This window comes from Streptomyces sp. NPDC048392 (assembly GCF_043200575.1).
Taxonomy (GTDB): domain Bacteria; phylum Actinomycetota; class Actinomycetes; order Streptomycetales; family Streptomycetaceae; genus Streptomyces.
Map to the genome: position 1 here is coordinate 1 of NZ_JBICYB010000054.1, position 25,140 is coordinate 25,140.

General features: G+C 69.7%; 27 protein-coding genes. 16 read left to right on the plus strand and 11 right to left on the minus strand.

Annotated elements, in window-relative coordinates; all coding sequences use genetic code 11:
• Positions 1–130 precede the first annotated feature (130 nt).
• On the minus strand, positions 131–559 hold the full coding sequence (locus ACGFYH_RS34675) for a RacP protein (protein WP_393807142.1): 429 nt from the start codon (positions 557–559) through the stop codon (positions 131–133).
• Positions 560–562: 3 nt separating this feature from the next.
• The gene (locus ACGFYH_RS34680; RefSeq protein ID WP_393807143.1) at positions 563–1,573 is read right to left on the minus strand and encodes a DUF6192 family protein; all 1,011 of its coding nucleotides are present in this window, start codon (positions 1,571–1,573) and stop codon (positions 563–565) included.
• Between the two features lie 743 nt (positions 1,574–2,316).
• On the opposite strand from ACGFYH_RS34680, the gene ACGFYH_RS34685 reads away from it, so the two are divergent.
• The 3 genes from ACGFYH_RS34685 to ACGFYH_RS34695 all read left to right on the plus strand — a co-directional run bounded on the left by ACGFYH_RS34685 (position 2,317) and on the right by ACGFYH_RS34695 (position 3,493).
• Entirely contained in the window at positions 2,317–2,814 is a 498-nt protein-coding gene (locus ACGFYH_RS34685; protein WP_393807144.1) for a hypothetical protein, read from the plus strand.
• Positions 2,815–2,975: 161 nt separating this feature from the next.
• Positions 2,976–3,194 carry a hypothetical protein gene (locus ACGFYH_RS34690; RefSeq protein WP_393807145.1) on the plus strand — a complete coding sequence of 73 codons (219 nt, stop codon included), beginning with the start codon at positions 2,976–2,978 and terminating at the stop codon, positions 3,192–3,194.
• A gap of 32 nt (positions 3,195–3,226) precedes the next feature.
• On the plus strand, positions 3,227–3,493 hold the full coding sequence (locus ACGFYH_RS34695) for a hypothetical protein (RefSeq protein WP_393807146.1): 267 nt from the start codon (positions 3,227–3,229) through the stop codon (positions 3,491–3,493).
• Between the two features lie 244 nt (positions 3,494–3,737).
• On the opposite strand, the gene ACGFYH_RS34700 is transcribed toward ACGFYH_RS34695, so the two are convergent.
• Together ACGFYH_RS34700 and ACGFYH_RS34705 are read right to left on the minus strand one after the other, a co-directional pair.
• Complete coding sequence (locus tag ACGFYH_RS34700) at positions 3,738–4,745, minus strand: hypothetical protein (protein ID WP_393807147.1); 1,008 nt, start codon at positions 4,743–4,745, stop codon at positions 3,738–3,740.
• A gap of 5 nt (positions 4,746–4,750) precedes the next feature.
• Complete coding sequence (locus ACGFYH_RS34705; protein ID WP_393807165.1) at positions 4,751–8,188, minus strand: DNA polymerase III subunit alpha; 3,438 nt, start codon at positions 8,186–8,188, stop codon at positions 4,751–4,753.
• Between the two features lie 292 nt (positions 8,189–8,480).
• On the opposite strand from ACGFYH_RS34705, the gene ACGFYH_RS34710 reads away from it, so the two are divergent.
• The 5 genes from ACGFYH_RS34710 (at position 8,481) to ACGFYH_RS34730 (ending at position 12,982) form a co-directional block, all read left to right on the plus strand.
• Positions 8,481–9,566 (plus strand): Ku protein, encoded by a 1,086-nt coding sequence (locus ACGFYH_RS34710; protein ID WP_393807148.1) that lies wholly within the window; start codon positions 8,481–8,483, stop codon positions 9,564–9,566.
• A 23-nt stretch (positions 9,567–9,589) separates the two neighbouring features.
• The gene (locus tag ACGFYH_RS34715; RefSeq protein ID WP_393807166.1) at positions 9,590–10,555 is read left to right on the plus strand and encodes an ATP-dependent DNA ligase; all 966 of its coding nucleotides are present in this window, start codon (positions 9,590–9,592) and stop codon (positions 10,553–10,555) included.
• A 225-nt stretch (positions 10,556–10,780) separates the two neighbouring features.
• Positions 10,781–10,996: a hypothetical protein gene (locus tag ACGFYH_RS34720; RefSeq protein ID WP_393807149.1), complete on the plus strand. Its 216-nt coding sequence runs from the start codon at positions 10,781–10,783 to the stop codon at positions 10,994–10,996.
• A gap of 70 nt (positions 10,997–11,066) precedes the next feature.
• Entirely contained in the window at positions 11,067–11,354 is a 288-nt protein-coding gene (locus ACGFYH_RS34725; RefSeq protein WP_393807150.1) for a hypothetical protein, read from the plus strand.
• A gap of 368 nt (positions 11,355–11,722) precedes the next feature.
• On the plus strand, positions 11,723–12,982 hold the full coding sequence (locus ACGFYH_RS34730; protein WP_393807151.1) for a helix-turn-helix domain-containing protein: 1,260 nt from the start codon (positions 11,723–11,725) through the stop codon (positions 12,980–12,982).
• A gap of 55 nt (positions 12,983–13,037) precedes the next feature.
• Here ACGFYH_RS34730 and ACGFYH_RS34735 read toward each other — a convergent pair whose 3' ends face one another.
• From ACGFYH_RS34735 to ACGFYH_RS34755, 5 genes are all read right to left on the minus strand, one after another.
• Positions 13,038–13,424, minus strand: coding sequence for a hypothetical protein (locus ACGFYH_RS34735; RefSeq protein WP_393807152.1), 387 nt, complete (start codon positions 13,422–13,424; stop codon positions 13,038–13,040).
• Positions 13,421–13,978, minus strand: a complete 558-nt coding sequence (locus tag ACGFYH_RS34740) for a hypothetical protein (RefSeq protein ID WP_393807153.1) — start codon at positions 13,976–13,978, stop codon at positions 13,421–13,423. Before ACGFYH_RS34740 ends, ACGFYH_RS34735 begins: the two co-directional genes overlap by 4 nt.
• A gap of 168 nt (positions 13,979–14,146) precedes the next feature.
• A complete protein-coding gene (locus ACGFYH_RS34745) occupies positions 14,147–15,067 on the minus strand; it encodes an IS3 family transposase (RefSeq protein ID WP_393807154.1) in 921 nt (306 codons plus the stop codon).
• The gene (locus ACGFYH_RS34750; RefSeq protein ID WP_393807155.1) at positions 15,064–15,372 is read right to left on the minus strand and encodes a transposase; all 309 of its coding nucleotides are present in this window, start codon (positions 15,370–15,372) and stop codon (positions 15,064–15,066) included. The genes ACGFYH_RS34745 and ACGFYH_RS34750 overlap by 4 nt, the downstream gene beginning before the upstream one ends.
• A gap of 66 nt (positions 15,373–15,438) precedes the next feature.
• Positions 15,439–17,724 (minus strand): Helicase associated domain protein, encoded by a 2,286-nt coding sequence (locus tag ACGFYH_RS34755; RefSeq protein ID WP_393807156.1) that lies wholly within the window; start codon positions 17,722–17,724, stop codon positions 15,439–15,441.
• Positions 17,725–18,048: 324 nt separating this feature from the next.
• Here ACGFYH_RS34755 and tap point away from each other — a divergent pair, with 324 nt between their 5' ends.
• The 8 genes from tap (at position 18,049) to ACGFYH_RS34795 (ending at position 23,760) form a co-directional block, all read left to right on the plus strand.
• Positions 18,049–20,310, plus strand: coding sequence for a telomere-associated protein Tap (gene tap / locus ACGFYH_RS34760; RefSeq protein ID WP_393807157.1), 2,262 nt, complete (start codon positions 18,049–18,051; stop codon positions 20,308–20,310).
• 4 nt (positions 20,311–20,314) lie between these two features.
• On the plus strand, positions 20,315–20,539 hold the full coding sequence (locus ACGFYH_RS34765; protein WP_393807158.1) for a hypothetical protein: 225 nt from the start codon (positions 20,315–20,317) through the stop codon (positions 20,537–20,539).
• A 4-nt stretch (positions 20,540–20,543) separates the two neighbouring features.
• The gene (gene tpg, locus ACGFYH_RS34770) at positions 20,544–21,107 is read left to right on the plus strand and encodes a telomere-protecting terminal protein Tpg (RefSeq protein ID WP_393807159.1); all 564 of its coding nucleotides are present in this window, start codon (positions 20,544–20,546) and stop codon (positions 21,105–21,107) included.
• Positions 21,108–21,114: 7 nt separating this feature from the next.
• Positions 21,115–21,687 carry a hypothetical protein gene (locus ACGFYH_RS34775; RefSeq protein ID WP_393807160.1) on the plus strand — a complete coding sequence of 191 codons (573 nt, stop codon included), beginning with the start codon at positions 21,115–21,117 and terminating at the stop codon, positions 21,685–21,687.
• Between the two features lie 180 nt (positions 21,688–21,867).
• Positions 21,868–22,500, plus strand: a complete 633-nt coding sequence (locus tag ACGFYH_RS34780; protein ID WP_393807161.1) for a hypothetical protein — start codon at positions 21,868–21,870, stop codon at positions 22,498–22,500.
• A gap of 11 nt (positions 22,501–22,511) precedes the next feature.
• A complete protein-coding gene (locus tag ACGFYH_RS34785; RefSeq protein WP_393807162.1) occupies positions 22,512–23,117 on the plus strand; it encodes a hypothetical protein in 606 nt (201 codons plus the stop codon).
• An 80-nt stretch (positions 23,118–23,197) separates the two neighbouring features.
• Positions 23,198–23,503, plus strand: coding sequence for a DUF6247 family protein (locus ACGFYH_RS34790; protein WP_393807167.1), 306 nt, complete (start codon positions 23,198–23,200; stop codon positions 23,501–23,503).
• The gene (locus ACGFYH_RS34795) at positions 23,500–23,760 is read left to right on the plus strand and encodes a hypothetical protein (protein ID WP_393807163.1); all 261 of its coding nucleotides are present in this window, start codon (positions 23,500–23,502) and stop codon (positions 23,758–23,760) included. The genes ACGFYH_RS34790 and ACGFYH_RS34795 overlap by 4 nt, the downstream gene beginning before the upstream one ends.
• 95 nt (positions 23,761–23,855) lie before the next feature.
• On the opposite strand, the gene ACGFYH_RS34800 is transcribed toward ACGFYH_RS34795, so the two are convergent.
• Entirely contained in the window at positions 23,856–24,038 is a 183-nt protein-coding gene (locus ACGFYH_RS34800) for a hypothetical protein (protein ID WP_048581628.1), read from the minus strand.
• A 472-nt stretch (positions 24,039–24,510) separates the two neighbouring features.
• A complete protein-coding gene (locus ACGFYH_RS34805) occupies positions 24,511–24,996 on the minus strand; it encodes a hypothetical protein (protein ID WP_393807164.1) in 486 nt (161 codons plus the stop codon).
• Positions 24,997–25,140 lie beyond the last annotated feature (144 nt).

Here is a 25,140-nt window from a genome sequence, read left to right on the forward strand (position 1 = left end):
CGGCGTCACCGTGGCTCGGTGGGGGCCTTTTCGGCGGCCCGGGGGGGGGGGGGGCCCGGGCGCCCCCCCCCCCCGCCCGCCCCCCCGCCGGGGGGGGGGGGGCGGGCCGCGGGGGGCCCGCCCCCGCCGGTCAGGCATCTGTGAAGTCGGCGATGACGTCGAGCGTGGACTCGACCGAGCTGAGCTGGGTGTTGAGGTGTTTGACCCACCGGCCCTTGGGTTGGAGGGCGGCGTGCGGAGCGACCGTCCCGGTGATGAACCGGCGGATCTCGGTGAGCTTCCCGCGGATGACCGCGACCTCGTATGCCTGGAGCTCGGCGGGGTCAGCGCAGAACTTGTAGCCGTCCTTCCTGTTCCAGATCAGCGGCGGCCAGCCTCGTTCGGCGATGGTGTCCCGCAGGCAGGCCAGGCCGGAGCGGGTCTGGTGGGGCGACAGCTCGCTGGATCTGACCAGCTGGTTGAAGGTCAGACCGGCCGGGCGGGCCTCGAAGAGCACGAACCGGACGGTGTCGGCGTGTCGCTGGGCGGCGGGTGATCTGCGCTCGGAAGCGCTAGGCATCGCCTACTCGCCTTGCAGCAGTTTGGCCAACTCGCCGTCGACGTCGACCTTGCCGGTGTCGACCGCGGTCTCGATCCAGTCCAGCGTCGCCCGGACCCGGGCGACGTTCTCATGGACGATGGTGCGTTCGTCGTCACCGAGCTGGCGGTCACGCAGGCCTGGGACGACACGGCCGGCCGCCGCGACGAACGAGTGGCAGGCGGTGACCAGGTCCAGGAACTCCACCGACCGGTCGATGTTGCGGATGGCCGGGGCGACGGGGCTGGTCTCCTCGAAGTGCTCGCGGGCCTGCCGGCCCCGCTCGACCTGGGCATGGTTGACCTGGTGGCGGGCGGTGTCGTCCGACATCGCCCGGAAGGCGACGTCCGGCCTGCGGAGCAGGCTCGTCGCGGCTGTGGTCGCCACCGACTCGTCGCGGGTGAACTCCTCCACGACCCGGACTTTCTCCTGCTCGGGCACTTTCGCCGCGACCGTCGGCCGCTTGAGGAAGTCCGTGGTCACCGCCGCGGCGACGTCCTCGTCGCGAGCCAGGGTGTGAATCGCGGTGATCTTCTCCTGCGGGGTGACGGGCTTGACGATCTGGCGGCCGACCCGCCGGTTGGCCTCGTCCGGTGTCCACCGGCTCTTGCCCTCGGGCGGGGTGAGGATCGTTGCCCACCGTTCCTCGTCGTCCACGATGGACGCCATGATCTTGTGGACGGTGAAGGACACCCCCGACACCCGGCGGTCCTTCGGCCACTTCGACGCGGTCCACCTCACGGACCTCACCTGCGAGTACGACACCCCGATGTCCTCGGCGAGGCGGAACAGGGAGTCCTTGACCGTGAACAGCTCGTCGCCCCGCTCCTGGCCGCCGGCCTCGCGCATCGGCTCGACTTCGAGTGCGTAGTCGCCGATCGTGAACTGGATGCGGCTGGACGTCTCGACCAGTTTCCGCAGCTCGGCCACGATCTCCGCATAGCGGTTCCCGCTGACGCTGCCGACCTTGTCGGCGGACTCGATCTCTTCGGGCATGGCATTCACCACCCACCGCGGTCCGGTGCACGGCCAAGCGGCCGTGGCGAGACCCGGCTCGCTTCCCGACCGAGAGTCAGACCGGAAATACGACGATCACAACGGACGACCGTAATTGACGGCCTTCTGACCGGAGTTGGGATCCCAATGCGTTCGCGATGCGGTCACTGTGACCGTTCGCCGAACGTTTCCTTCCGGGCCCTCCAGGCCCTCGTGACGCACCGTCGCGAGCAGTAGACCGCGTTCGAACGGCGGTCCACCCCAGCCACCCAAGTCGCCCCGCACTCAGGGCACTCGGTTCTGCCGGCACCACTCAACTCCGCGGCCACCCGCTTGCGCAACCGGCGGTCCCGGCGCCACTGCCTGGAACGACATGCTGCCGAACAGGACACGGCAGCGGGCCGTGCGTCCAGCCGCAGCCGTTCACCGCAGCCCTTGCACACCCGTTCCCCGGCCTCCCCGGCGTCCTCGGACACCCAGCCAGCCTAGGACCCAAAGCTACTCAAAACCGGGGATCGAAAACAGGCACTCAGAGGCCAGAGCGCCGGACTCCAAACCCGGATGCCGCAGGTTCGACTCCTGCCACCCCTGCCACGAAAACGTCACCACCGGTCGTCCCTCACGGACGCGGAGCCCTGGCAGCAGGCCCGGGCAGTACGGAATCCGGAAACGGCCTCTGCCGCCTGCCCCACCGCGAGACGATTGACTCCGTTCTTCGGTAACCGGTGCTCACGGAGGCCTTCGTGTCCAGGGCTGTGCTCACCACCGACCACGTCCACGACCATGGCGGCTATGACCGACGGCGTTGGGCCCCTCCCATGGAGTACGAAGAGGAGCGGGAGGGCGCGATCGTCGGCCTAGTGGCTCAGCTCTATGACACGGTCTTGGACGACTGCCAGCCCTGCCGCCAGCAGCTCCTGGACCTCCTCAAAGACGACCCGGCGACCACCGGCATCCTGGTCCACTGGGCCTGCCTGGTCACTGCCGAGACCTACGGCGAACTACCGGAAGTGCTCATGGAGGGGAGCGAGCCGGCCGACGCACCCTTCCACCCCACCGCAGCGTTCCGGAACGTAGCCCAGGCCTACGAGGCCAACTGGGGCACCGTCAACGGGGCGACGGGGCCAGTGTGCGAGGCCTGCGCAGCGTGCACCCCCGAGGAACGGCTCGCGGCGGCAACGACCGCACTCGAACTCCTCGTCGGATTCGCAGAGTTCGACGTCGACTTCCTCTACCAGTGACCGGACGCCGCCGACGCCCCGCACGGTGAGCGTCGGCACCTCGCTCACGCGCTGAACCCCTGTCCGTCCTACGCTCACGGCCGGTGCCACAGCGCCGATAGACTTGGTCAAGATCGGGCGGACGGCCGCGTGAGGAAGACCGCGAAGACGAGTGAGGGACCATGGCGAACTTCCGGCGGCGGCGGGCCGACAAGCGGCTCCTGGGCGAGCAGAACCACACCTACAACGCCGCCCAGGCCTTCCAGGACGCGATGTACGCCCTTGGCGCCGCCATGGTGCAGGACTACCGGGCGGGCAAGAGCGAGGAGGAGATCGTCAAGCAGGCCGCTTTCACCCTCTCCGAAACCGACGGCCGCCGCTGTTGCACTCCTCCCGGCTGATCCACGGCGCCCTGGACGCATTGGCGCCGTGGATGCGCGAACCGGACGGCGTGATCGTCGTCTTCCCCCACGGCACCCGGGCGGCGACGATTTCCGCAGGCTGGGACAACGAGGACGAGGCCACACGTCGGCGGCTGCTCAGCGGCCTGGACGACGCCCTGCAGGCCGCCGGGATCGGATACCGCGACCCAGAGACGAAGCAGCCGCTGACCGCACAGGATCTGATCTCGGACGAGCGGAACTCCCCCGAGCTCTACCTTCTCGACGCTCCCGACCTCGTGGAGTCCGTGCCGGTCTAGCCCGTGGCCATACAGGGGCCGTGGTTACAGACATTTCACCGGGAGACTGCGCGCGTCCGGGACGGATGTGGCACCGTGGACTTCAGGATGGGCCCGTCACTCCCCCCGTGGTGGCGGGCCCATCCTTTTCTCCGCCGGCCAGCACCTGCTCCATCGGGAACTGCGAGAAGCCGGGTCGGGGCCCGGTCGGCCTGGTCGAGTGACCGACGATCGAGGCGACGGGTAAAGCCACCTCTTCCCGGCATCAGGCAGTAGCGGGACGGGAGTTGACGGCGAGGACAGCGGGGTAGATCACCTGGTGCCCGTAGCGGGCGCGGGCACGGTCGGCGACGGCTTCGATCGCGAGAGGCTTATCGTCGCGCGCATCGAGTGTGAGCTGACGGGTGGCCAGGTCGACCGGCCGAAGGGCGTCGGCGCGCAGCGCAATGTTGCGGACCCGCGCGCGCTGGAGCCCGAGGGATTCGTAGACCGCGTACGCCGCGCGGGCCAGGAGCACGGTGTGCTGAGTCGCCTCGGACAGGACACGGCTGCGGCGGGTGGAGCTCCGGTCGGCGTAGTGGATGGTGCAGGTCAGGCCGCTCGCGATCTGGCCGGAGGCACGGAGCCGGGCACCGAGGTCGTCGGCGAGAGCGAGTAGGGCGCGCCGGTGGGCGGCCGAGTCGAGCTCGTCGCGGTCAAAGCGGTGCTCGCTGCTGATGCTCGCCGGAATCGGGGTGGGGTCGACGACCTGGGTGTCGCGGCCCTGGGCGTGCTCGTGGAGGGCGCGGCCGGCCCGGGCGCCGAGCACACGTTGCAGCGTGAGCTGGGGGACATCGGCGACGTCGCCGACGGTGTGCAGACCGTACTCGCCGAGCGTCGTGGCGGTCCGCGCGCCCACACCGGGCAACTCGTGGACCGGACGCGGGCGCAGGAAGGCAGAGATCGCCTCGGGGGAGTCGTCGACGACGGTGCGCTGCCCGGGCGGGGTGAGGGCGCAGGCCATCGCGGCGAGCATCCGGTTGGGGGCGCACCCCGCCGAGCTGCGCAGGCCGAAGTGGGCGAGCGCACGCAGCTGGACCAGCTCGGTCAGGCCGCGGGCGTCCCGCTTCCAGTACGGGATCGCTCCAGTGAGGTCGAGGGCAGCCGAGTCCGGCCCGATCATCTGCACGCGGGGCGTGACGTTCTCCAGCAAACGGCGCAGCCCCTCGGGGAGTTCGGCTTCCTCGACGGCCGGAACGTCGAAGCGGAGGTGGAGAAGGTGGCGTCCGCTCATTGTGATCACCCTGCGCTTCCCTGACTCCGGTGCCCCAGGCGCCGCAGGTCTGCAGACCGGGTGCCGGCGGGCTGGAGGTCGGCGTACGGGTGGAGGCGGGCGCCCGCGGTGCCGTCGGCAAGGGTGCGATGCGGTGCTGCTGGATGGGCCGGGGTGGGGGCCGGGTCGGTGCGGCCGAGCAGGTCGAGGGCGGCTTGGGGGCCGTGGTCGCGGCGGGCGGCGGCCACTTCGTCCAGGTCCCAGGCCATGGCGCCGACCACCGTACGGCGCGCGCCGCGGGACTCGACGGTGCCGCGTACGAGCAGCAGGCCGGAGTGGAACACGGTGTGCGCGCAGGCCTCGTGGGAGTTCTCGAAGAAGGCGAGATCGACCATGCCGGTGCCGTCCTCCAGGGTCACGAAGATGATCCTCTTGCCGGACGCGATCGGCGGGGTCTGGGTGGAGGCGCGGACTCCGGCGACCAGGACCTTCTGTCCGGGGGTCATGCTCCGCAGGTGCGCGGCGGTGGTGGCGCCGAGTTCGTTCAGTAGCCGGTGGTGGTGCTCCATCAGGTGATGGGTGACGTCGATCTGGAGCGTGTCCAGTTCCGCGCCGAGTTTGTCCCGGCTGGTCATCTCGGGCAGTCCGCTCGGGGTGGAGGTCACCAGCTCGCCGCCGAGCGGCAGTTGGCCGTCGGTGGCGGTGCGGGCGCGGGACTGCCGGTGGAGTTCGGTCGCCTGCAGCAGGAGATCCCGCCGGGTGAGGTCGCCCGGGAGCGGGCCGAGCGCGCCGATCCGGATCAGCCGCTGCGCGATCGGCAGGGAGGGGCGGGCGCGCTGCCACAGGTCCTGCAGGCCGGTGTAGGGCTGGCCGGCCACGAGGCGCGCGACCTCACCCTCGCTGATCCCTTTGACGGTGGAGACGGCGAGGCGCACGCCCCAGCCCTGCTCGGTCTGCTCGACCTGGTGCGCCGCGCGCGAGTGGTTGACGTCGACGGGCAGGATCGGCACGCCGTGGCGGCGGGCATCGGACACGACGAGCCGTCGCGGCCACATCCCGGGGTCGTGCTCCAGGAGCCCGGCGTACAGGAACGCCGGGAAGTGGGCCTTCAGAAAGGCGCTCTGAAGTGCAGGAACAGCGAATGCGACAGCGTGCGCCCTGCAGAATCCATATGCTCCGTGGCTGGCGATGGTCTCCCAGACCTCGTCCAGTACGGCCGTGCTGTAGCCGCGGTCACCGGCCGTACGGCGGAACCACTCTTCGACGCGGGGGAGCCGGTCGGGGTCGGCGAGGGTGCGGCGGGCGTACTCGCCGGCAGCGCGATCGCAGCCGGTCAGCTGTGCGAACGTCGCGATGATCTGCTCGTGCCAGATGGTCACGCCGTACGTGTCCGACAGGATCGGCTCCAGGTCCGGGTGCGCGTACCGCGGGGCCGCGCCGTGCCGGGCCGCTATGAAGATCGCAGGCATGCCTCCGGCTACCGGCCCTGGACGGAATAGCGAGATGTCGGCGATGACGTCTTGCAAGTGTCTGGGCTGCAGCCTGGACAAAAGATCTTGTTGGCCAGGTGACTCCAATTGGAACAGGCCCACGGTGTCCGAGGCCTGGATCATCTCGAAGGCCAGCCGGTCGTTGAGGTCGACGTGGTCGGGATTGTCGAGATCGAGGACTCTCCCCGTGGCGCGGCGGATCTCCGCGACCGCGTGCGCCATCGCACTCTGAAGTCGGATTCCGAGCACGTCCAGCTTCAGAAGGGCGTAGCCGCCGAGCTCGATGTCCTCCTTGTCGGCCTGCACCATCGGGTAGCCCGCCGGGGTCGGCTGCACCGGCAGCCGGTCCAGCAGGGACGCGTCGGACAGGATCACCCCGCAGGGGTGCATGGCGTAGCCGCGGGGCAGCGCGTCCAGGCCCTCGGCGAGCTCCCACAGCGGCCTGAACTTCTCTGTTTGGGAGGCGAGTTGCCGCAGCTCCGGCAGTTCCGCCAGCGCCGCGCGGATGTCCCGCGCCCTGATGTGAGGGAAGCTCTTGGCGATGTCGCCCACGACCTGGGGCGGAATCCCGAGGGCAAGCCCGGCGTCGCGCAAGGCGTGCCTTGCCCTGTAGGTCTCGGGCATGCCGGTGACCGCGGTCCGCTCCGTGCCGAACCGCTTGATGATCGCGTCGTACACCTCCAGGCGCCGCTCGGACTCGACGTCGAGGTCGATGTCTGGGAGCGACGTACGGCGCTCGTTCACGAACCGTTCGAACAGAAGATGATGATCAAGGGGATTGGCTGTGGCGATGAACAAGGAGTGGTTGACCATGCTCCCTGCGCCGGAGCCGCGCGCGGCGACCCGGATCCCCAGCGCCCGGGTGTCGGCGACTACTTGGGCCACGGCGAGGAAGTAGGCCTCAAAGCCGGTGAGCCGGCCGATGACTTCGAGCTCGTAGTCGAGCTGTCGTACGGCGCGTTCGTCGCGGTCCAGGCCGCGGGCGACCATCCCGGCCTCGCACCGCTGCCTCAGCAGCCGCATCCCCGAACCGGGCTCCGGGCCCGCGCCCACGACGGACGGCTCGGGGAAGTGAGGGGTGCCCAGGCCGAGGTCGGCCGGGGTGAGAGTGCAGGACTGCCCGGTGGCCTCGGTCTCGGTCAGCAGGCGTACGGCGCGGGCGGACTCGTCGCCGACGGCCTGGGCGATCCGCTCGGCGACCGCGGACATGGCGGCCGGGCCCTTCAGCCACCGCTCCCCGCCGTCCAGGTGCCGGCGGTCGACGGGCCGCAGCAGCCGGGCGGCGTCGAGCACGTCGGCCAGCCGGTGCTGACCGGGATCGGCGTAGCGGACTGCGTTCGTCAACACGGTGCGTACGCCGAGCTGGTCGGCCAGGCCCATGGTGCGCGCGGCCAGCCGGAGCGATCCCGCGCCGGTGCCCTCCCGTCCCAGATACACGGTCTCCAGCCGCAGACGCTCTCCGGCCAGATCCCGCCACGGCGCGAGCAGCTGCTCGGCGACATCCGGGCGGCCGGCGGACAGCGCCCGCACCGGTTCGGAGGAGGGTCCGAGCAGCACCACCAGGTCCTCGTCGGCGTACGCGTGCAAGGTCGGCCAGGACACGACCGGCGCCGCGCCGTCTGCTTCGGCGTGCGCGGCCGACACCAGGCGGCACAGCCGCGCCCACCCGGCCGCGTTCTGTGCGAGCAGGGTGATCCGCAGCGGCGGTTCCAGCACGTGCGCGCCGCCGCGCACTGGCGTACGAGGTCGTACGGCGGCCGGGTCCGGTGAGGCGATCGGGGCGACGGCGACGTCGACACCGAGGATCGACTGGATGCCGGCGGCCTCAGCGGCTGTGGCGAAGCGGACCGTTCCCGCGACGGTGTCCCGGTCAGTGAGTGCGAGCGTCGTCACCCCGCGCTCGGCCGCACGCTGCACCAAGGCGCCGGGAAGGGAGGCGCCGTAGCGGGCGGAGTATCCAGAGGCGACGTGCAGATGAGTAAATCCACGGCGCTACACCTCCCTACTCTCGCGCGTCCCGCCGCTGACCTGTGTCCCCCCAGGTCTCCACCATAACCGAGAATTCGATAATACGTTCGAATGCCTGGTGTGTGTGACCCTCATGTCCGTGAGGCGGAACCGGCCCCGCCGTGGTCCACAGGCCCCTCGCCTGCTCCGCTCGCCTGTGCCCCGGCGCGCGTTCTCTTTGCGGGAGTGCCAGCGTGGTCACCAGGAGCATCCGTGCCGGATGCGACCACGGAGGCAGGCAGGGACGGAGGGTGCGGACATGGCACGCGCGATCTGGACGGGTGTGATCACGTTCGGGCTGGCCAGCGTGCCGGTCGGTCTTTTCACCGCGACACAGGACCACACAGTCCACTTCCACCAGCTGCAGCGCGGCACAGCCGACCGGATCCGCAACCGGCGGGTCAACGAACGCACCGGCAAGGAAGTCCCGAGCGAGGACATCGTCAAGGGCTACGAGGTGACGGAGGGCGAGTACGTCGTCCTGGAGCCCGGCGAACTGGACCAGATCGCGCCCGGGCGCTCCCAGACCATCGATATCACCGACTTCGTCGACCTCGCCGACATCGAGCCGGTCTACTTCGACCGCACCTACTACATCGCCCCACGCGGCAAGGAGTACGCCAAGGTCTACGAGCTGCTGCGCGCGGCGCTGGCCGAGTCAGGGAAGGTCGGCATCGCCACGTTCGTGATGCGAGGCAAGCAGTACCTGACCGCGCTCCGCGCGGAGGACAAGGTCCTGGTGCTCCAGACCTTGCACTGGGCGGACGAGGTTCGTGACCCGGGCAAGGAGCTGCCCGAGCTGCCCTCGGGCCGCGCGGGCAAGGGCAAGGAGCTGGACATGGCGATCCAGCTGGTCGGCGCCCTCGGCGCGCCCTGGGAGCCCGCCCGGTATCGGGACACATACGAGGAGAAGGTGCGTGATCTCGTGCAGGCGAAGGCCGAAGGACAGGAGATCGCCCTGGCTGAGGAGCCGCCCCAGGCCACCAACGTGGTCGACTTGATGGAGGTCCTGCAGGGCAGCCTCGACCAGGCCCGGGGTGCCGGGGGACAGGAGCCGGCGGCGCCGCAGAAGAAGTCGGCCGCGCGGAAGACGGTGCGCAAGCCGTCGGCGAAGGCGGCGGAGAGGAAAGCTGCCGTCAAGAAGGCTCCGCCGAAGTCGGCCCGGGCGTCGGCGACAAAGCGGGGGAGAGGCGGAGGGAAGAGCGAGCTGCGGCAGTTGAGCAAGGCGGAGCTGTACCAGCGGGCCACCGAGCAGGACATCGCAGGCCGGTCCAAGATGAGCCGCGAGGAGCTGGTCGACGCGCTCACCCGGGCTGGACGCCGCCGCAAGAAGAGCGCCGCCTGATCCCCGCCTCCGCCGTGACGCTGATGTGGACCCCGCCGGAGCCGATGCTCACCACGGTCGTGAACAGCCCCGACCTGCCGCCGGGGTGGGCGGCCGAACCCAAGTGGGACGGCTTCCGCGCGAGCCTCTCCGTAGACAGCGGCCGGGTGATGCTGCGCTCGAGGCACGGCACGGACATGGCGCCGGCTTTCACCGAGGTCGTGGCCGGGGCTGCGCAACTGCCAGATGCGACAGCAATAGACGGTGAGCTGGTGGTATGGGAGGCCGGACGGCTTGCCTTCGAGCGCCTCCAGGGGCGGTTTCGGCGGCGCGGCACCGGAGCGGACCGGCTTGCGCAGGAGTGGCCGGCCCACTTCGTCGCGTTCGATCTGCTCCGCCTGGCGGGCACCGACACGGCGGCGTGGCCGTACCGGTGGCGTCGGGCGGCCCTGGAGCAACTGTTCACCGCAGGCCGTCTGACGGCGCCGTGGGCGCTGTGTCCGTCGACCACCGACCCGGACACCGTCCGGGAGTGGCTGTCCTGGACAGCGGTCGGACTGGAAGGGGTCGTCTTCAAGCGGCTGGACGACCCCTACAGGCCTACGGTGCGCGGCTGGCGGAAGTACAAGGTCCGCGAGACCACGGAAGCGATCATCGGCGCGGTCACCGGCTCACCCTCTGCTCCCAGAAGCCTGCTGCTGGGGCGCTACGACACGGACGGGCGCCTGCAGTACGCCGGCCGCACCGTCACCCTCTCCCGGACGGTGGGCGGCTCGTTCTCCGGCCTGTTGGACCCGGCCGGGAGCGAGCATCCGTGGACGGGCTGGACGTTCTCCGCCGGGTGGGGCACGAACGAGACGCTGAACGTCACCTTAGTGCAGCCCGAGCTGGTCGTGGAGGTTCACATCGACGTCGCCCGGGACGGCGCCGGCCGTTGGCGCCACCCCGTACGGCTGCATCGTGCTCGCCCGGATGTCTCTCCCGACGATGTAGCCCCGTTCGCCAGCTGACCCTGGCCCGTCACCATGGCAGTGCCCCTGCCACCTGCGTTCGTGCAGAATTGCGGAGGCAGGCGACGCAGCCGCCGCCTTCCACCAGCGCGCCTTCGCCTTGGATGACACCTAATCCGGTTCCTCGCGGGCGCTGCGGGCCGGGCGCGGCAGCGCTTCGGTACGTCTGCCTGCGGCCCTTGCCGATCGGCGGGCCCGACGATGAAGCGGAGGGAGGGGACCACTATGGAGACCAGGTACCTCGCCCGGCTGCGGTTCGTGGCCAACGGCCCAGCGGTGCAGGGTGAGTGGGAGCTGGTATCAACCGCTCGCGACCGTTACACGGAGTGGGTCGGGCTCTACAGCAAGGACCCGAAGGTCGTGGTCTGGCTCATCGAGGAGACGTGCGGGCGGGAGCGTGCTCTTCGGACGTGGACGGCGGAGGGCGAGACTGTGTCGTAGATGCAGGGGTGGCGGGCGAGCTGGTCACGTTGCCGGGCGACCGGCTGTAGCCGACGTAGGATCCGTCGACGTGGCACACACATTCGATGAACTGGTGGAGATGCAGAGAGCAGCCGACGAGGCGCACGGCCGGGTTCTGGAGTTGCGGGACACCTACGGCCGGCCCACGTCGACGCCCTGGTCGTCGGAGCAGACCGAGGCGTACGAGACGGCCTGGCAGCACTGGCGGAAGCGGGCCGGAGAGGTCCAGGCCGCCGTCACCGTGCACGCTCAGGAGCAGGACAAGCCCCGCTTCGGCATCGAGGCCGCCGTGCGGACCAAGGCCCGGCACCCGGAACCAGAGCCAGCCACGACATAGAGGGCCGCTGGCGATCACCTGTACGGCAGTTCGACCAGCGGTGCCTTAGCTCAAGATCGCCCCAGACATGGCGATCAGCATGCCCCGCGCACCCGGCTCCGCGTTCGAGTAACCGCAGTCCGCGGGTGCCGCTGAGTCGACCGGCGCACCGGGTGACCTCCCGCGCCCGGGTTGACGCCGCCCCTCCCGCGTGGGTGAGCGTGGGCCCGTCAGGTGCTCCGTGCCGGCCGCGTACGGTCCGCAACTGGTGGGGGAGGAGCGCTGCTTGGTCTCCCGCTCACCTGCCCCGGCGTAGCCTGCTCGTGAGCACGGGCCGTGACGATGCGCCTGATTCGGCTCCACACGCTGCTGGGAGAGGGAGACCGGGCATGGCGATCAGCGGGCAGACGGACACGGCCGCGCTGGTGGCGATGCTCAACGAGCGAGCCGCCGTGAACGTCCGACTGGCCTTGCTCGCGGACGCACAACAGTGGCGCCTGCACCATGGTCACGTCACCTTGGACGACGACACCTCGGTGAAGGAGCGGGCCTGGCGCTACAGCACCGCGTGCTTCCGGGAGCTCCGCCTGCCCGGCCCGACGGTTGCCGCGCTGCTGCGGGGGGACGAACAGGACGTCCACGGCCTCCAAGTCGTCTCCCCGAGCCCGCCAGCCTCCAGCGCCTCCACGTACCGGCTGCGCGGCCAGGAAGAGTGGGACCGGGTGACCACGCCGTGGCCGCGCACCGAGTGGACCATAAGCCGGGACACCAACACTCCCCAGCCCGGCCACGACCTTCTGGTCGGCGACGGCCCTTCCTTCCTGAACTTCGACCAGGCGCTCAGCGCCTTCCTCCACCAGCGCCCCAACGACAGCTCTGCGGGCCGTGCGGACCTGTGGCGTATCGTCCTGCCGCAGCGCGCGGGCTGGCTTGAGCAGATCACCATCGGGCCCGACCTGCTGACGGCCGTCGTGGACGGCGAGGTCCTCGACGGCGCGGTACTAGAGCTCAGCTGGGCGGCCGGCAACCAGAACCACCCCGTCGACGGTGCCGGCACCTACAGCTTCCAGCTGCCCCACGGACTCGCGCACGACAGCCTGTTGATGCTCCGCCGTGAACACCAGTGGCTGGACTGGCGAAGCTTCCCAGCCCCTACGTACGGGCGCGCCCGCGACGCCTCGGTTGTCTGGGAGCAGCCCGGCCCTGAGCTGGACCTCCTCCTGTCGAACGGAGAGGGACAGCACCTGGAGTGCAAACGGGAGGTCCCGGAGGGCGAGTCGCGGAAGAAGATGCTCAAGACCGTCGCGGCCTTCGCGTCGCAGGACGGCGGCACCATCCTGATCGGCGTCGGAGACGACCTGCAGACTGTGGGCCTGCCCGAGGGAGCGAACGTCGACAAGCAGGAACTCCAGGTGGTCGGCATGATCCGGGACAGCGTGGAGCCAGCGCCGCCGTACGAGTTGCGCGTGATCGACCACGACGGCAGGAAGGTCCTCGCCATCGAGGTCTCCGGCGGGGGCCAGATGTACGCCTACCGCGACGGACAGCGTGCGGAGTTCTACGTCCGTGTCGGTCCGAACACGGTGCTCGCGCGTCACCATGAGATCGCCTCCGGATTCCGGCAGGCTCCGACCGGAACCACGTTCTGAAAGCCGCCACACCGGCGACGGTGCGGCGACCGTACTGGTGTGGTCGGCGTCGCGTTCACCAGTCGTCGGGGGCGCTGCCCACCCAGGCGATCGGCTCGCCGTCGCTGTTGTGGCCCCAGTGGGGTTCCTCCATCGAGGTCTCGTGGCCGTCGTCCAGGACGCAGATCCGTCCCCAGCGGCCGTGCTTTCCCGGGCAGATTTTGATGAACACGTCCGCGTCACCGTCGCGGACTGCCTGCTCGTAGCGGTCCTGGAAGGGCTGGAGGCGGGTGCGCAGTTCCAGGCCGATCTGCGTCTCCGCCGCCTCGATCTGTGCCCTCGCCTGCTGTACCTGCGGGTCGGACAGCACGAGCGAGATGACTTTCTCCGCCTCGGCGAAGGCCCTGTTGCGGAGGTGCCGTCGTACGGCCGCCTGCACGCGCTGGTCTTCCGGGGTGGTCATCGGTACGTATCCTCTCCCGTGGACAGAGTGAACGCTTCGACCGCGACACGGCTGTCGTCGTTCATCCGGGCCTGGCCAGCGAGTTGGGCAAGGACCTGCTCGGCTGACAGGCCCGCCCGGGCGGCGATGGCCCGCAGGCGGCGGCTGACATCGGCGGACAGCCAGACCTGCGCGTGCACTTCGTCCTTAGCGTCCTGGCGCTCCCGCACCCACGCCTCATGCCGCTGCAGGGCACCTTGCCGCCGTGTGTCCCGCTCGCGAGCCCAGGATGTTCCCTGGTCGTCCTGGGCGGGGTCGTACGACGTCCAGGACGAGGCCTCCACCAGCGTGCCGACCCGGCACCATTCGGTGTGCCTGGCCTCCCACAGCTCCGCGAGCTCCCGCGGGTCCGTTGCGTACGGGCCGCGATCGACGAGAGCGCAGTCCATCTGCTCGCGGGTCTCCCGCTTGCGCGCGGCGGCCTCCGCGACCTTGGCCGCCACCTGTACGGCACTCAGGCCCGCGCCTTGCCGGCGAACCGTGTCCCGGGCGAGGTCGCGGGGATTCCAGATCACTGCGGTTGCCCTCCGTCCGCTGCCGCCCACGCCAGTCCCAGTCCCGACAACTGCGTGAGCTTGTCCTCGGCGAGATTCGCCCGCCTCGAGCGCGTATTCGACAGAAACACACCCAGCTTCACTGCGTGCTCCTGGCCTGAGGTTCCCCCGCTGTGCGGGAGTGGCTGACTAGCTGGTCAGGGCGGGTTGTCGTGGTTTCAGGTTCACTGGTTCGGCCGCTGCCTGGTCGGCGTAATGCTTTTCCTCGAACTCGATCGGGCTGAGGTAGCCGAGGCGTTTTTGGATGCGCCGGCTGTTGTAGAAGCCGTCGATGTACTCGAAGAGCGCCAGGTTGGCCTCGGTCCTGGTGGTGAAGACGCGCCCGCGGATGCACTCGGTCTTGACGATGCTCCACAGGTTCTCCGCCAAGGCGTTGTCGAACGAGTCGCCGACGGACCCCATGGACGCCTGGATACCTGCTCTGACCAGGCGTGTTGTCAGCTTGATACTCGTGTATTGGCAGCCGTGGTCGGCGTGGTGCACGAGCTCGCCGGGGGCGACCTCCCGGCTGGCCAGGGCGTACTCGAGGGAGGACAGGACGAGGTCGGCGTCCGCGTGGGCGGAGGTCTCCCAGGCCACGACGCGGCGGGAGAACGCGTCGCGGATCGCCGAGAGCCACAGGGGACCCTCATGGGTGGCGATCATGGTGAGGTCCGTGACCCACAGCCGGTTGGGCGCGCTCGCGGTGAAATCGCGTCGCACCAGGTCAGGGGCGAGATCGGCGCCCGGATCACGGCGGGTGAAGCCTTTGGGCCGGCGGGGGCTGATGCCGGCGAGACCGGCCTCGCGCATGAGCCGCTCGACCCGCTTGCGGCCGACGTGGACCCCGTTGCGTTTGAGGGCGGCATGAACGCGGGGCGAGCCGTAGGTGCCGTCGGAATCCTCATGGACCTGCCGGATCCTCCCCGTCAACTCGGCGTCCCGCCGCCGCCGTTCGCACGGCTCTTTCTCGGCATGGCGCCAGCGGTAGTAGGTAGAGGAGGGGAGGTTCAGCTCCCGGAGTACGGGCTCGACCCCCAGGTGCGGATGCTCGTCGACGAGCGCCGTCACCTGGGCCGGGTCGGGTCGAGCTGCGCCGCGAAAAAAGCCGAGGCCGTCCGCAGGACCTCATTCGCCCGCCGTAGCTGGCGCACCTCGCGCCGCAGCTGGGCGAGCTCTTCCTTCTCCTCGGTGGTCAGCAGGTCGTCCCGCTCACCGGCGTCTGCTTCGGCCTGGCGGATCCAGCCGCGCAGGGCTTCGTGGTGCACGCCGAGCTCCTCGGCCATGCGGCGGATCACGGGCTTCGGCTCGGAAGCGCGGTACATCCGCACCGCTCGTTCACGCAACTCCAGCGGGTATTTCCTCGGGGCAGGCATCGTCTGGGCTCCTCTCATGAGTCCCATCTGACCTGCTGTCACCTCTCCCCGCATCTCGGGGGAACCTCAGCCATCGACCACGACGTTCTCGACATGGGCCCTGGGGACGGTCACGTGGCCTTCCCGGTTCTTGTACTGCCGCAGCGCCTCAAGGCCCCGCTCGAAGGCGCCGGCGCCGCCCTTGCGGGCTTTCGGCGGTGTTTCTTGCTTCGGGGGCAGCGGGACGACGCCGAGCTGTTCCAGGCGCTCGCGCTGTCCGGCCTTCAACTCCTGCCAGACGGTGTGCTGCCGCTGCTTCTGCAGCCACTTCCCGACGTCCATCCCGTGGCAGGTGACGCCCGGCAGGATCTCCGAGAACTCAGCTTCCTCACGCAGGAGTTCGCGTACGGCGGCGTAGTGCCGCTGCCAGTCGGCCGGCCACTTGGGGTTCCAGTCCGGATCGATCTCCTTCAACGCGGCTTCCCACTTGGGGTGTTCGGCGAGCGCGCCGGGACGGCGGAGGTTGGACAGCCACTGCCCCACCCGCAGGTCAAGGGCGGACGCGTTCCGGGGCGCGCACAGGGTCCAGTTGTCGGCGAAGTAGGCGCGGGCCGCCTCCAGGTTTTCCTGGAAGCGTTCGTCCGCAACGGACCACACCATGCCGAGTTTCTCCAGCCGCTGGGCGCGCAGGCCGGTCATCTGCCCGGCCCCGTACGCCCGCCGCTGCTCTGCGATCCACCGCCCGAGCGGGTACCCGCCCTCCTTGTGCCCGATCAGCACCCTGGCGTGACCCTCACGGTCGGTGAACCTCTTCAGTGCCGCCCAGCCCCGAGCCCAGTCTTGCTTCTCTGTGTCGATGACGTTGAAGGACACCCAGTTCGCGACCATCTCCGGGTCACGCGGAGCTGCGAAACGCAGCAGCAGACGGGACTCTTCCTCGCCGTCCTCCGGCGCCGTGCCGATGTACTCGGACGGCTGCACTTCGTCCTTCTGCGGCTCCTGGGGAATGGCGAGCAGTTCCACGGCCTCTTCGTCGTGAGCCCGAAGCCCCTGCAGGACCTGCACCAAAGGCCGGTACGAGGCGGAGGTGAACATGTCCTCCGGCTGCTCGTCGGCCTCCAGGAACACGGGCACGATCAGCGAGGCCAGTTTCCCCTGCCCTGGCTTCTGCCGCAGAGCGCGGCCGATGGCCTGGACGATGTCGTGGGGGGCGCCTTTGGGGTCAAGGAGGGCGACGGAGTCCACGGCCCGGATGTCGACGCCCTCGCCCAGGACGCGGCAGTTCGACAGGATCGCTCGGCGGACCGTCGTGGCATAGCTGCCCAGGACCCTGCGCCGGTGGTCCGGCTCGTGCTCTCCGCACAGCCAGTCAGCCCAGATCTTGGCCGGGTACTTTTCCGGCTGATTGGCGTGCAGTTTCGCCGCGACGCGCTCCAGGCCCTTCGAGTAAGCCTGTGCCTCTATCGTCCGGTGGTGGAAGGTGATGCAGGTGTTGAGGCCGTGGTGAGCCATGGTGCGCAGCAGCGCCGCGTGGAGGGCCCCGAGCCGCTGCCCGCGTACCTCCTCACCGCGCCGCTCCTCGCCCATTAGCCGCTCGGGGGTGACGACCGGGTCCCGGAGTTCCATGACGATGATCTGGTAGCGGGCAAGCAGTCCTCGGGAGACCGCTGAGGCGAGAGAGAGCTTGTAGAGGACGGGACCGAAGATCTCTTCGTCGTCCATGGAGGCCGCCATCTCCTCAGGCAAGGCGTCCCGGACGCCCTCGGCGACCTCCCAGTGCTGGGGGCGCTCCTGCCAGATCCGTGGCGTCGCCGTCAGGTACAGCCGGCGTGCCGCCGGGATGATGCCTTGGTCGTGGACGTCGGCCCACGCCTTCCCCATCGACCCGCTGGTGCGGTGGGCTTCGTCCACGCACACCAGGTCCATGAGGCTAAGTTGCTGGCCGTACGCCCCTTCGAAGGCCTCCGCCAGGACGCCGAGTGAGGCGTACGTGGCGTAGATGGTGACCGGCCCGTCGCCGTGCCACAGCGACAGCTGGATCGGGTTGGTGGTGCACCGGACCTTCAGCGTCCACAGCTCCGGGTCGTCGTGGAGCGAGCACACCGCCACCGCCGGGCCCTTGTGGCCAGCCGCGCGCCACGCCCGTACGGTCTGGGTCAGCAGGTCCAGCGTCGGCACCAGAACGAGGACCCGTCCCTTGGGGGCGATCCGTTTCGCGGCCGCAGCGGCGATGATGGTCTTGCCCGTGCCGCACGCGGCGTGCACTTGCCCCCGCAGACCGTTCGCGGGGATCCCCCCAGGAGGGACGTCCAGTCCTCGCACGATCGCGGCTACGGCCTCGATTTGGTGGTCGCGCAGCTTGATCCCGGTCACCGGTCTTCCCTTCCTCGCGGCCCGTACGGCCGGGCCTCGTGAAACCGCTCCGCTGCGGTCTCCTCTTGCCCTCCCTGACTCCAACTGCGTCCAGCCGCATCGGGTCGCTGTCGACCCTCTCGTGTGGCACGTGACGCTCGGGCCGTTCGACCAGGACGTGCATGCAGCACGGTCGACGCGACGTCCCCTTCGGCCACCGAACCCTCCCGGATGTCGCCGGTTCCGGCCGCCAGCGCGGCCGACCGGGGTCAGCCTAGCATCAACGTCAAATCCATGGCTAAAGAATCGGGAACAACCATGGTTAATTTCTGATAGAGTAGGGGCATGCAGAAGCCGACCGAGGAAGAGCTGTTCGCGGCCGTGGATGAACTGCTCACAGGTGAACCGGAGTTGCCGCAGCCAGCTGAGCGGGCGCGACTCCGCGAGGCGGCCGGGGTCAGCCAGGCCCGCTTGGCAGAGGTGCTGAGGACCACGAAGCAGTCCGTGAAGAACTGGGAGTCGGGGCGGTCCGAGCCCCGCGCACCGCGCCGCCAGGCGTATCTGCGGCTGCTGGAGGGATGGGCGGTTCAGTACCCGGCCGAATCCGCACCGGTGCCGGAGACGTTCACCGGACCGACGACCGATGCGAACATGCCTCCTGCGCCCGGTGACCAGGCCGGCACCCCTGCACCTGTGGCGCGCCCTGAGACCAACTCGCCCCCGTCGCGCTCTACTTCCGCTCCGTCCCGCCCGGCTGGCCCCGTCCGCCCGACGTCGATGTCGCGTCGTCCGGCGAAGCCGAGGGCAGCCGCCCCTGCGGTCGATCCGCGCTTCCCGAACGGGCCGCTGGCGGTCCTGGACGGCGACGGCACCGCGTACTGCCTGGGTGGCGTCCTGCTGGACTGCCCGGCATCGACCATCCCGCAGCTGGTGGACTGGGTGTTGAAGGAGTCCGGGATCGGCGCCGCGCGGCTGAACCGGCACGGCAATGACTCCGACCCGCTGATCGTGCTCACCGAGTCGGCTGCGGCCCGGTTCGGACTGCCCGCGCACCTGGAGGACCGCCGGGGCCTGCGCCTCGCGGAGGACCACCCGGTCGTCAAGCAAGTCGCCAAGGCCAAATGGAAGTTGACGCAGCGCGGCTTCGGCCCATGGCCGCGGATCTACCGTCCGGCGCAGAAGAGCCAGCGGCAGTGCGTGCAGCTGGCGATCCTGCCCTGGGACGCACTGGACACCCGCGCCTGGGGCGACGCCGCGACCCTGCACCCCGCTGACCTCGCCCGCGTCCTCGGGGTGTTCGCCACGCGCGTGCTCACCCCGCGAGGCTCCACCGCGGTGACCGGACTGGAGCTGATGACCGCACTGCGGCCGCCGACCCGCCCGGTCAAGGACGAGGCGAGCGGTGAGTGGGTCTCCGGCCCGAACCCGGGCGCGCTCACCAGCGCGATGGACCCGGCCCCGCCGGAGGCCCCGCCTGAGCACCCGGTGGCCCAGGGCTGGGAACGCGGCTTCCTCGACGAGGAGGCCTACCAGTGGGTGCGCGACCCGAACCTGCTGTCAGACGAGGAATGCCTTCTGCCGTGGGCGGTCGGCATCGACATCAACACCGCCTTCCTCGCGGCCGCCGCCCGTCTGACGGTCGGCCTGTCCGAGCCCGTGCACGTCACCGCGCCGGCCTTCGACAAGAAGATCCCCGGCGTGTGGCTGGTGGACCTCTCCCACATCGAGCTGGACCCGCGCCTGCCGAGCCCGTTCACGTCCAACGGGCAACGACCGCAGGGCCCGGCCTGGTACGCGACGCCGACCCTGGCGTACGCCGAAGAGCTCGGCTACGAGATCCGCCCGATCGAGGCGTACGTGCGCGAGGAGACGGGTGCGTACCTCGATCCGTGGCACGACCGGCTCAAGGACGCCTACCTCACCACCACGGCCGAGATGGGCATTCCCGTCGACAAGGACGCCGACCCGGCGGTGTTCCTGGAGGCGATGGCCCTACACAAGACGTGCGCTGCAGCCGACGAGGACAACGTCGAAGGCCTGCGTGCGGCACTGCGTGAGCTGGCCGGCCCCTGCGGGGACGCGGCACGCCTGGCTGCCGCCAACGACGCGGAGCTGGCCGCTCTGACGAGCCGGCACCGGCAGGGCGCCATGGTCCTCTCGGCCGTCAAGTCGACGGTCAAGGGGGGCATCGGAAAGCTCCGCGAACGCCCCCAAGGCCGGCACTACAACGACGGGGAGCGCTGGCCCGCACTCGAACGCCCCACCTGGAACGCGCTCATCCGCGCCCTGGTCATCTCCAAGGCGCGGGTCAACATGCACCGCAAGATGGCCAAGCTCGCCGCCCTGATCGGCCTGTACCCCCTGGCCGTGCTCTCGGACTGCGTCGTCTACGCCAGCCACGGCCCGTCACCGCTGGACTTCCTGCCACGCAACGGCGACGGCACCCCGGTGTACGGCACGTTCCGGATCGGCGCAAACCCCGGCTTCTGCAAGCTGGAGGGCGTCCAGGAGATGGCCTGGGCGGTCGACCTGATCGAGCAGGGCTACAACCCCGCCCGCCACATCAAGGGCGGCGGTCACGACGCCGTCATGGACGAGGGCGAGTAAGGCCGTGGCCGATCCCGAGACTGGCGCGTCGCGGCTCGAAGCCGGGGCAGAACGGGAGCGGGCGCTGGACCGGATGGAGGCGCGTATGGAGGCTCTGCAGCTCGCCATCCGAACGCGCCGCGATTCCTCACGCACCGAACTGTGGCGTCACGACCTGCGTGAGACACGCGAGACCTGGTTCCGGCTCGTTGACCCCGATGGCCAGGACCCTACCCCGGAAGGGAGCTGAACCCGTGGCGGGAGAGATCGACGACGCCATCAGGCGCGCCGAGCAGGAAACCTTCACCCAGGAGCCGCCCAAGACCCTCAAGGGCCAGATCGGCTACCTGATGCGGCAGTTGGGCAGCGCGAAGGCCGTCGCGGCCGAGATCGGCGTCACAGCCGACTCCGTGAACCGATACCGACGCGGGGCGCGCAAGCACCCGCCGAAGGACATCGCCGCGAAGATCGACAGCGCGATTCGGCAACGGTGGCAGCCCGGCGTCCGCAAGCGCCGCCGCAGGCATGCTGCGACCACGGGCGGGATCACGGTGGAGACGAGGGCCCGGTTCGGCTACACCGCGCCGGTCGGCACCACCGACGACGGCCGCTTCCGCCGCCTGACCGTCCATCTGCCGGCGACGTACGCGCAGGCCCTGCTCGACGCCCGCGACGCAGGGGCGAGCGACCAGCAGATGCGTGAGATTGTCGCTGAAGGATTTAAAGACGTCTATTTCCAGGACGGCGGAAGCCGTGCTATGGGACTCTCAGATGTCGCACTCAACGATATTGATTACATCGACTTCGACCTGAAATAGGGAAAACATGGCCTCCATCGAATTCCCGGCCATTGACCGGGACAAGAGCCCTTTACTCGCCGCGGACGACGACGCCGAACTCATCGCCGACGCGTTGCGTCACAGCCCGGGCATCCTCGCCGCCGACGGCGTGGCGGGCGGCGACGTCGTCACCTTCACCACCGTGTCCGGCCTCAACGGGAACCTGACCCTCAAGGACGCCGAACCCACCGAGGACGACATCCTGCCGGAGCCTGTGCTCACCGAGGCCCTCGCCGCGGCAATCCTCAACCACCCCGGCTTCTGCGTGGCCACCCCGGACTTCCCGCGCGAGGACACCATCACCATCCAGACCCGGGGCGGCATCCGTCACCTCCTGGTCTTGGGCGTCCAGTCCGGCGTCGGCGACCAGGAGCCATCGACGCCGGCCGCCGACGTCGCCTCCGCTGCCGACCGGGTCCTCATGAGCGACCCGAGCGACTCCGAGCGTGCCGTGGCCGAACTGCTCAACTACGTGGCCGATACCTGGAACAAGCAGGACATCCCGCTGCGCGAGCACGCCCAGGCCGTCGCCCGCTCCCTGACCCGCCAGCCCCGCTAAACCCACGCCAGCCACCGTGACCCGCCAGCCCTGCGCGTCGGCCCGGCTCCGGTCCGGCTGACCGCACCCTGTACGGCTCGGGTCCCCGGCATGTCAGCTGCCGGGGACCCGAGCCGTCAGTGTCCCGCAGTCAACCCCAGCACGCAGACCCACAAAGATCACCAGAACAGGAGTGACAGCATGACCACTGAATCCACAGCCATCGACCAGACCGAGAGCCCGCTGATCGATGCCGACCACGACGTCGTCCGCATCGCCGAAGCACTGCGCCGCAGCCCGCACATCATCGCCGCCGACGCCGAACCCGGTGACACGGTCCGCTTCACCACCGCGGAGGGCCTGCCGTACAAGATCACGCTGACCAGTGCCGCGCCGCTCACCGACGCCCCTCTGGACGGGCCGATTCCGACTGAGGCGGCTGCCGCGGCGATCCTCAACCACCCCGCGTTCGTGGTCGCGCTCCCCGACGATGAGCTCCCCAAGTATCCCGATCTCCCTGCCCCTCTGCCCGAGCCGCTGCCGGTGCAGGGCATCACCATCCAGACCCGGGAAGGCTTCTTCTACTACCTGGCCTTCGAGCTCGACGTCACACGTCCTCGCCCTCGCTCCGGCAGCGCTGAGGAACCGCCCGCCCCGGTCGCCAACATCCTCCGGGCCGTCGGCCAGCTGCGCTCCCGCAACGACAACGACCCGGACAGCGTGGTGTTCGACGCGGCGGCCGACCTCCTTGAACACATCGCCGGCACCTGGGATCAGCAGGACGACCCGACGCGCCAGCGCGCTGTGGCCCTCGCCCTGGCCCTGGTCCTGTAGGGGGTGCCGAGATGCTCGCGACGGTTCCCGCGTCTGCCGGTTTCGGCGTCGCGGAGCTCCAGCTCGACATCGACGACGCGGAGCACGAACGGCGTCAAGCTGCCAGCTTGGGCGTCGCCACCGGTTACGGCTTCGGCGGCCTGGACGTGCTGATGGCGTTGCCCCACGGCCTTCCCGTCCCGTTTGAGTCCCTCACCGATCACCAACGCGCCTACATCCGCCGGGCCCCGGCCGGGATCTGCACCGTCGCCGACGGCCAGGTCGTCCGACACGTCGCGCGTCCGTGCCAGGTGCGGCTGGCCACCGTACGGGCCGCAAGCGCCTCCCAACTGGCCCTGGGTGCGGCAGAGAAGTTCACGACGTTCTGCGCCCGCAAGGTGATCATCACGAGGGCTCCCACCGTGCACTACCCCGAGAAGCTGCTGGAGTTCGGCTACTACGGCATCGGCGTCTGCCTCCAGCACCCCGACGGGCACCTGGAGACGCTGGTGGAGCCGCGACCGTGGCGTACGAAGCGACACTCACCCGAAGCCTGGTGGTTCGCTGAAACCGCCTACGGCCAGTTCCTCGCCCAGCAGTCATCCCCTCACGCCCCCACGCTGTCGCCGGCATCCTGATCGGAGGGATCTGTCCCATGCCCGCATCCGCGGCGACCCGGCGCGCGTACCGTGAGGTGACGACCCGCCGGGAGGACCAGATGAGCGCGCAGCCCGACCACGCACCCGTCACCCCGTACGCCCCCGCGCCCGGAGCTCCGGCCGAACTGCTCGCGCAGCTGCGCGCCGACCGGCGTGCGGACCGGTGGGTGCCGGCCTTCGAGCAGGACTGGACGGCCGCGCTCGAGGAATCCCGCCGGACGTTCTCCCTCGCCGGGCTGTACGAGGTCATCCAGGTGTGGCAGGCCCGCGTCACTTCCGCCCCGGCGGTCGACGCGTTCCTCGACTCTGGCCGGGATGAGACCGGGTTCGTGGACCTGGAGGAGATCCGGAGCAGACACCGGTGACCGGACAGCCGTACGCGGTCCGACTGTCGCCGCCGGCCGCGAAGATGCTCACTGCGTTGCCCGAGCACGCCGAGCAGATGGCCTGGGACGTCCTGGACGCCGCCGCCGGGAACCCGTGGGGCTTCCCGCAGTGGGACGCCGGCGACCCGGAGGGCGAGGACGTGCGCATCGCGTCCGTCGGCCAGCTGTCCGTCATCTACTTCGCCAACCGCGCCCTGCGGCATCTGTCCGTCCTGGACATCGTCTGGCTCGGCTGACTCATCCGCGCACGAGCCAACAGAGGCCCGTCCCCGGCATTTCGAACTGCCGGGGACGGGCCGCTGCGCATGCTATCCGCGCCCGACCATCGTGGTCAGCGGCGGATGTGGACGGTCACGCTGACGATCGTTCCACCAGCGAAGACCGTGCCGCCGAACCACGCCACAGCAGCGATCGGGTCGGTATGTCCGCTGGCGGCCAGCAGGCAAATGGCGATCATCGCCAAGAGCGCGACGACGGCAGGGGTCACCTGGCTGACCTGGGCAAGACGGGACACCGGTCTGGCTGCGGTACTGTTCCGCGATGTAGCTGCAGGATTCATCTCTCGTGATTTCGCTCGGGCGGATGTGATCCCAACGCGACACCGGGGAGTCCTCGGTCGTACCCTCCGCCGTCCAAAGCTCGGGTGCGGCCTTCGGGGCTCCCCTTTTGCGTGCTGGGACCACGATGGTCGGCGGAGAGTACGTGCCCTGGCTGAAGCCGCCACCCCCCGCGAAAAGGTCCACGATGCCGAGCTGCACTGGCAGTTGGTTGACCGCGGACGCTTCGCTGCGCATCCTGCACCCACCGCTGGCGGGAAAGCCAATCCGGCACCCGTAGGAGTCGTCAGAACACCCTTGGGAGTCACACGAAAGTGCCGACGGCCGGGGACTGAGCCCACACCGGACATACCGTGGAGCACGCCGTCCAGTTCGGCCCGGAGAGCGCTGGGGTCCACCCGCGCCGGGACCACCGGTTCCCTGGGGGAGTCAGAGTCCAAACGGCAAGGAGCTCGAAGGCCCTCCCGGGGCGAGGAAGCGGGCGCCCATGTTGTCCATCGGGCTGAAGTAGACCATCGCCGTGAACCAGGCGGCGGCCTTGCGCGGGTGCTTCAACTGCAGCAGGTTCGCATAGGCGTACACCAGGCGGTGAGCGGACCTGTTGTCGATGGGGCCATACGGCAAGACGTCGCGGAAGGGGTAGGGGATCGACTGCTGTAGGACGCAGACCCCGGCGGCAGCCCAGGCCAACGCGGCGTCCAGGTCACCACGGACGAGATCGTCTTCACTCTCCACGTCATTGGGGTCGAACTCCTCGTCCTGGTCAGCAAGGTCGGCGAGCTCGTAGGCGATAGCGGTGTAAGCGTCGAGATCGCGCGGATGCAGTCGACGGCCGCCGATCGTCACACACGCCTTCTCGTAGGCGGCGTCATACGCCTCGTCGGTCTCCTCGTCCGGAGACCACACCCGTTCCATCTCCCATTCCGGGCGGGGTGGCAGCTTCGCGATCTTCCGCTCCAGCCGGGAGCAATGCTCAGGACTTGTGGATCGGCCTCGGGAGGGGTGCCTCGCGGAATGCGGAGGGCGTACCTTCCCGAGTGATCGATTGATGGTCACCGA

Bases quoted from the DNA above. Each gene is read 5' to 3' on its own strand.
- ACGFYH_RS34675 (WP_393807142.1), bottom strand. From the start codon at position 559: ATGCCTAGCGCTTCCGAGCGCAGATCACCCGCCGCCCAGCGACACGCC.
- ACGFYH_RS34680 (WP_393807143.1), bottom strand. From the start codon at position 1,573: ATGCCCGAAGAGATCGAGTCCGCCGACAAGGTCGGCAGCGTCAGCGGG.
- ACGFYH_RS34690 (WP_393807145.1), top strand. From the start codon at position 2,976: ATGGCGAACTTCCGGCGGCGGCGGGCCGACAAGCGGCTCCTGGGCGAG.
- ACGFYH_RS34695 (WP_393807146.1), top strand. From the start codon at position 3,227: ATGCGCGAACCGGACGGCGTGATCGTCGTCTTCCCCCACGGCACCCGG.
- ACGFYH_RS34700 (WP_393807147.1), bottom strand. From the start codon at position 4,745: ATGAGCGGACGCCACCTTCTCCACCTCCGCTTCGACGTTCCGGCCGTC.
- ACGFYH_RS34710 (WP_393807148.1), top strand. From the start codon at position 8,481: ATGGCACGCGCGATCTGGACGGGTGTGATCACGTTCGGGCTGGCCAGC.
- ACGFYH_RS34715 (WP_393807166.1), top strand. From the start codon at position 9,590: ATGTGGACCCCGCCGGAGCCGATGCTCACCACGGTCGTGAACAGCCCC.
- ACGFYH_RS34720 (WP_393807149.1), top strand. From the start codon at position 10,781: ATGGAGACCAGGTACCTCGCCCGGCTGCGGTTCGTGGCCAACGGCCCA.
- ACGFYH_RS34730 (WP_393807151.1), top strand. From the start codon at position 11,723: ATGGCGATCAGCGGGCAGACGGACACGGCCGCGCTGGTGGCGATGCTC.
- ACGFYH_RS34735 (WP_393807152.1), bottom strand. From the start codon at position 13,424: ATGACCACCCCGGAAGACCAGCGCGTGCAGGCGGCCGTACGACGGCAC.
- ACGFYH_RS34750 (WP_393807155.1), bottom strand. From the start codon at position 15,372: ATGCCTGCCCCGAGGAAATACCCGCTGGAGTTGCGTGAACGAGCGGTG.
- tap (WP_393807157.1), top strand. From the start codon at position 18,049: ATGCAGAAGCCGACCGAGGAAGAGCTGTTCGCGGCCGTGGATGAACTG.
- ACGFYH_RS34775 (WP_393807160.1), top strand. From the start codon at position 21,115: ATGGCCTCCATCGAATTCCCGGCCATTGACCGGGACAAGAGCCCTTTA.
- ACGFYH_RS34780 (WP_393807161.1), top strand. From the start codon at position 21,868: ATGACCACTGAATCCACAGCCATCGACCAGACCGAGAGCCCGCTGATC.
- ACGFYH_RS34785 (WP_393807162.1), top strand. From the start codon at position 22,512: ATGCTCGCGACGGTTCCCGCGTCTGCCGGTTTCGGCGTCGCGGAGCTC.
- ACGFYH_RS34790 (WP_393807167.1), top strand. From the start codon at position 23,198: ATGAGCGCGCAGCCCGACCACGCACCCGTCACCCCGTACGCCCCCGCG.
- ACGFYH_RS34805 (WP_393807164.1), bottom strand. From the start codon at position 24,996: ATGGAACGGGTGTGGTCTCCGGACGAGGAGACCGACGAGGCGTATGAC.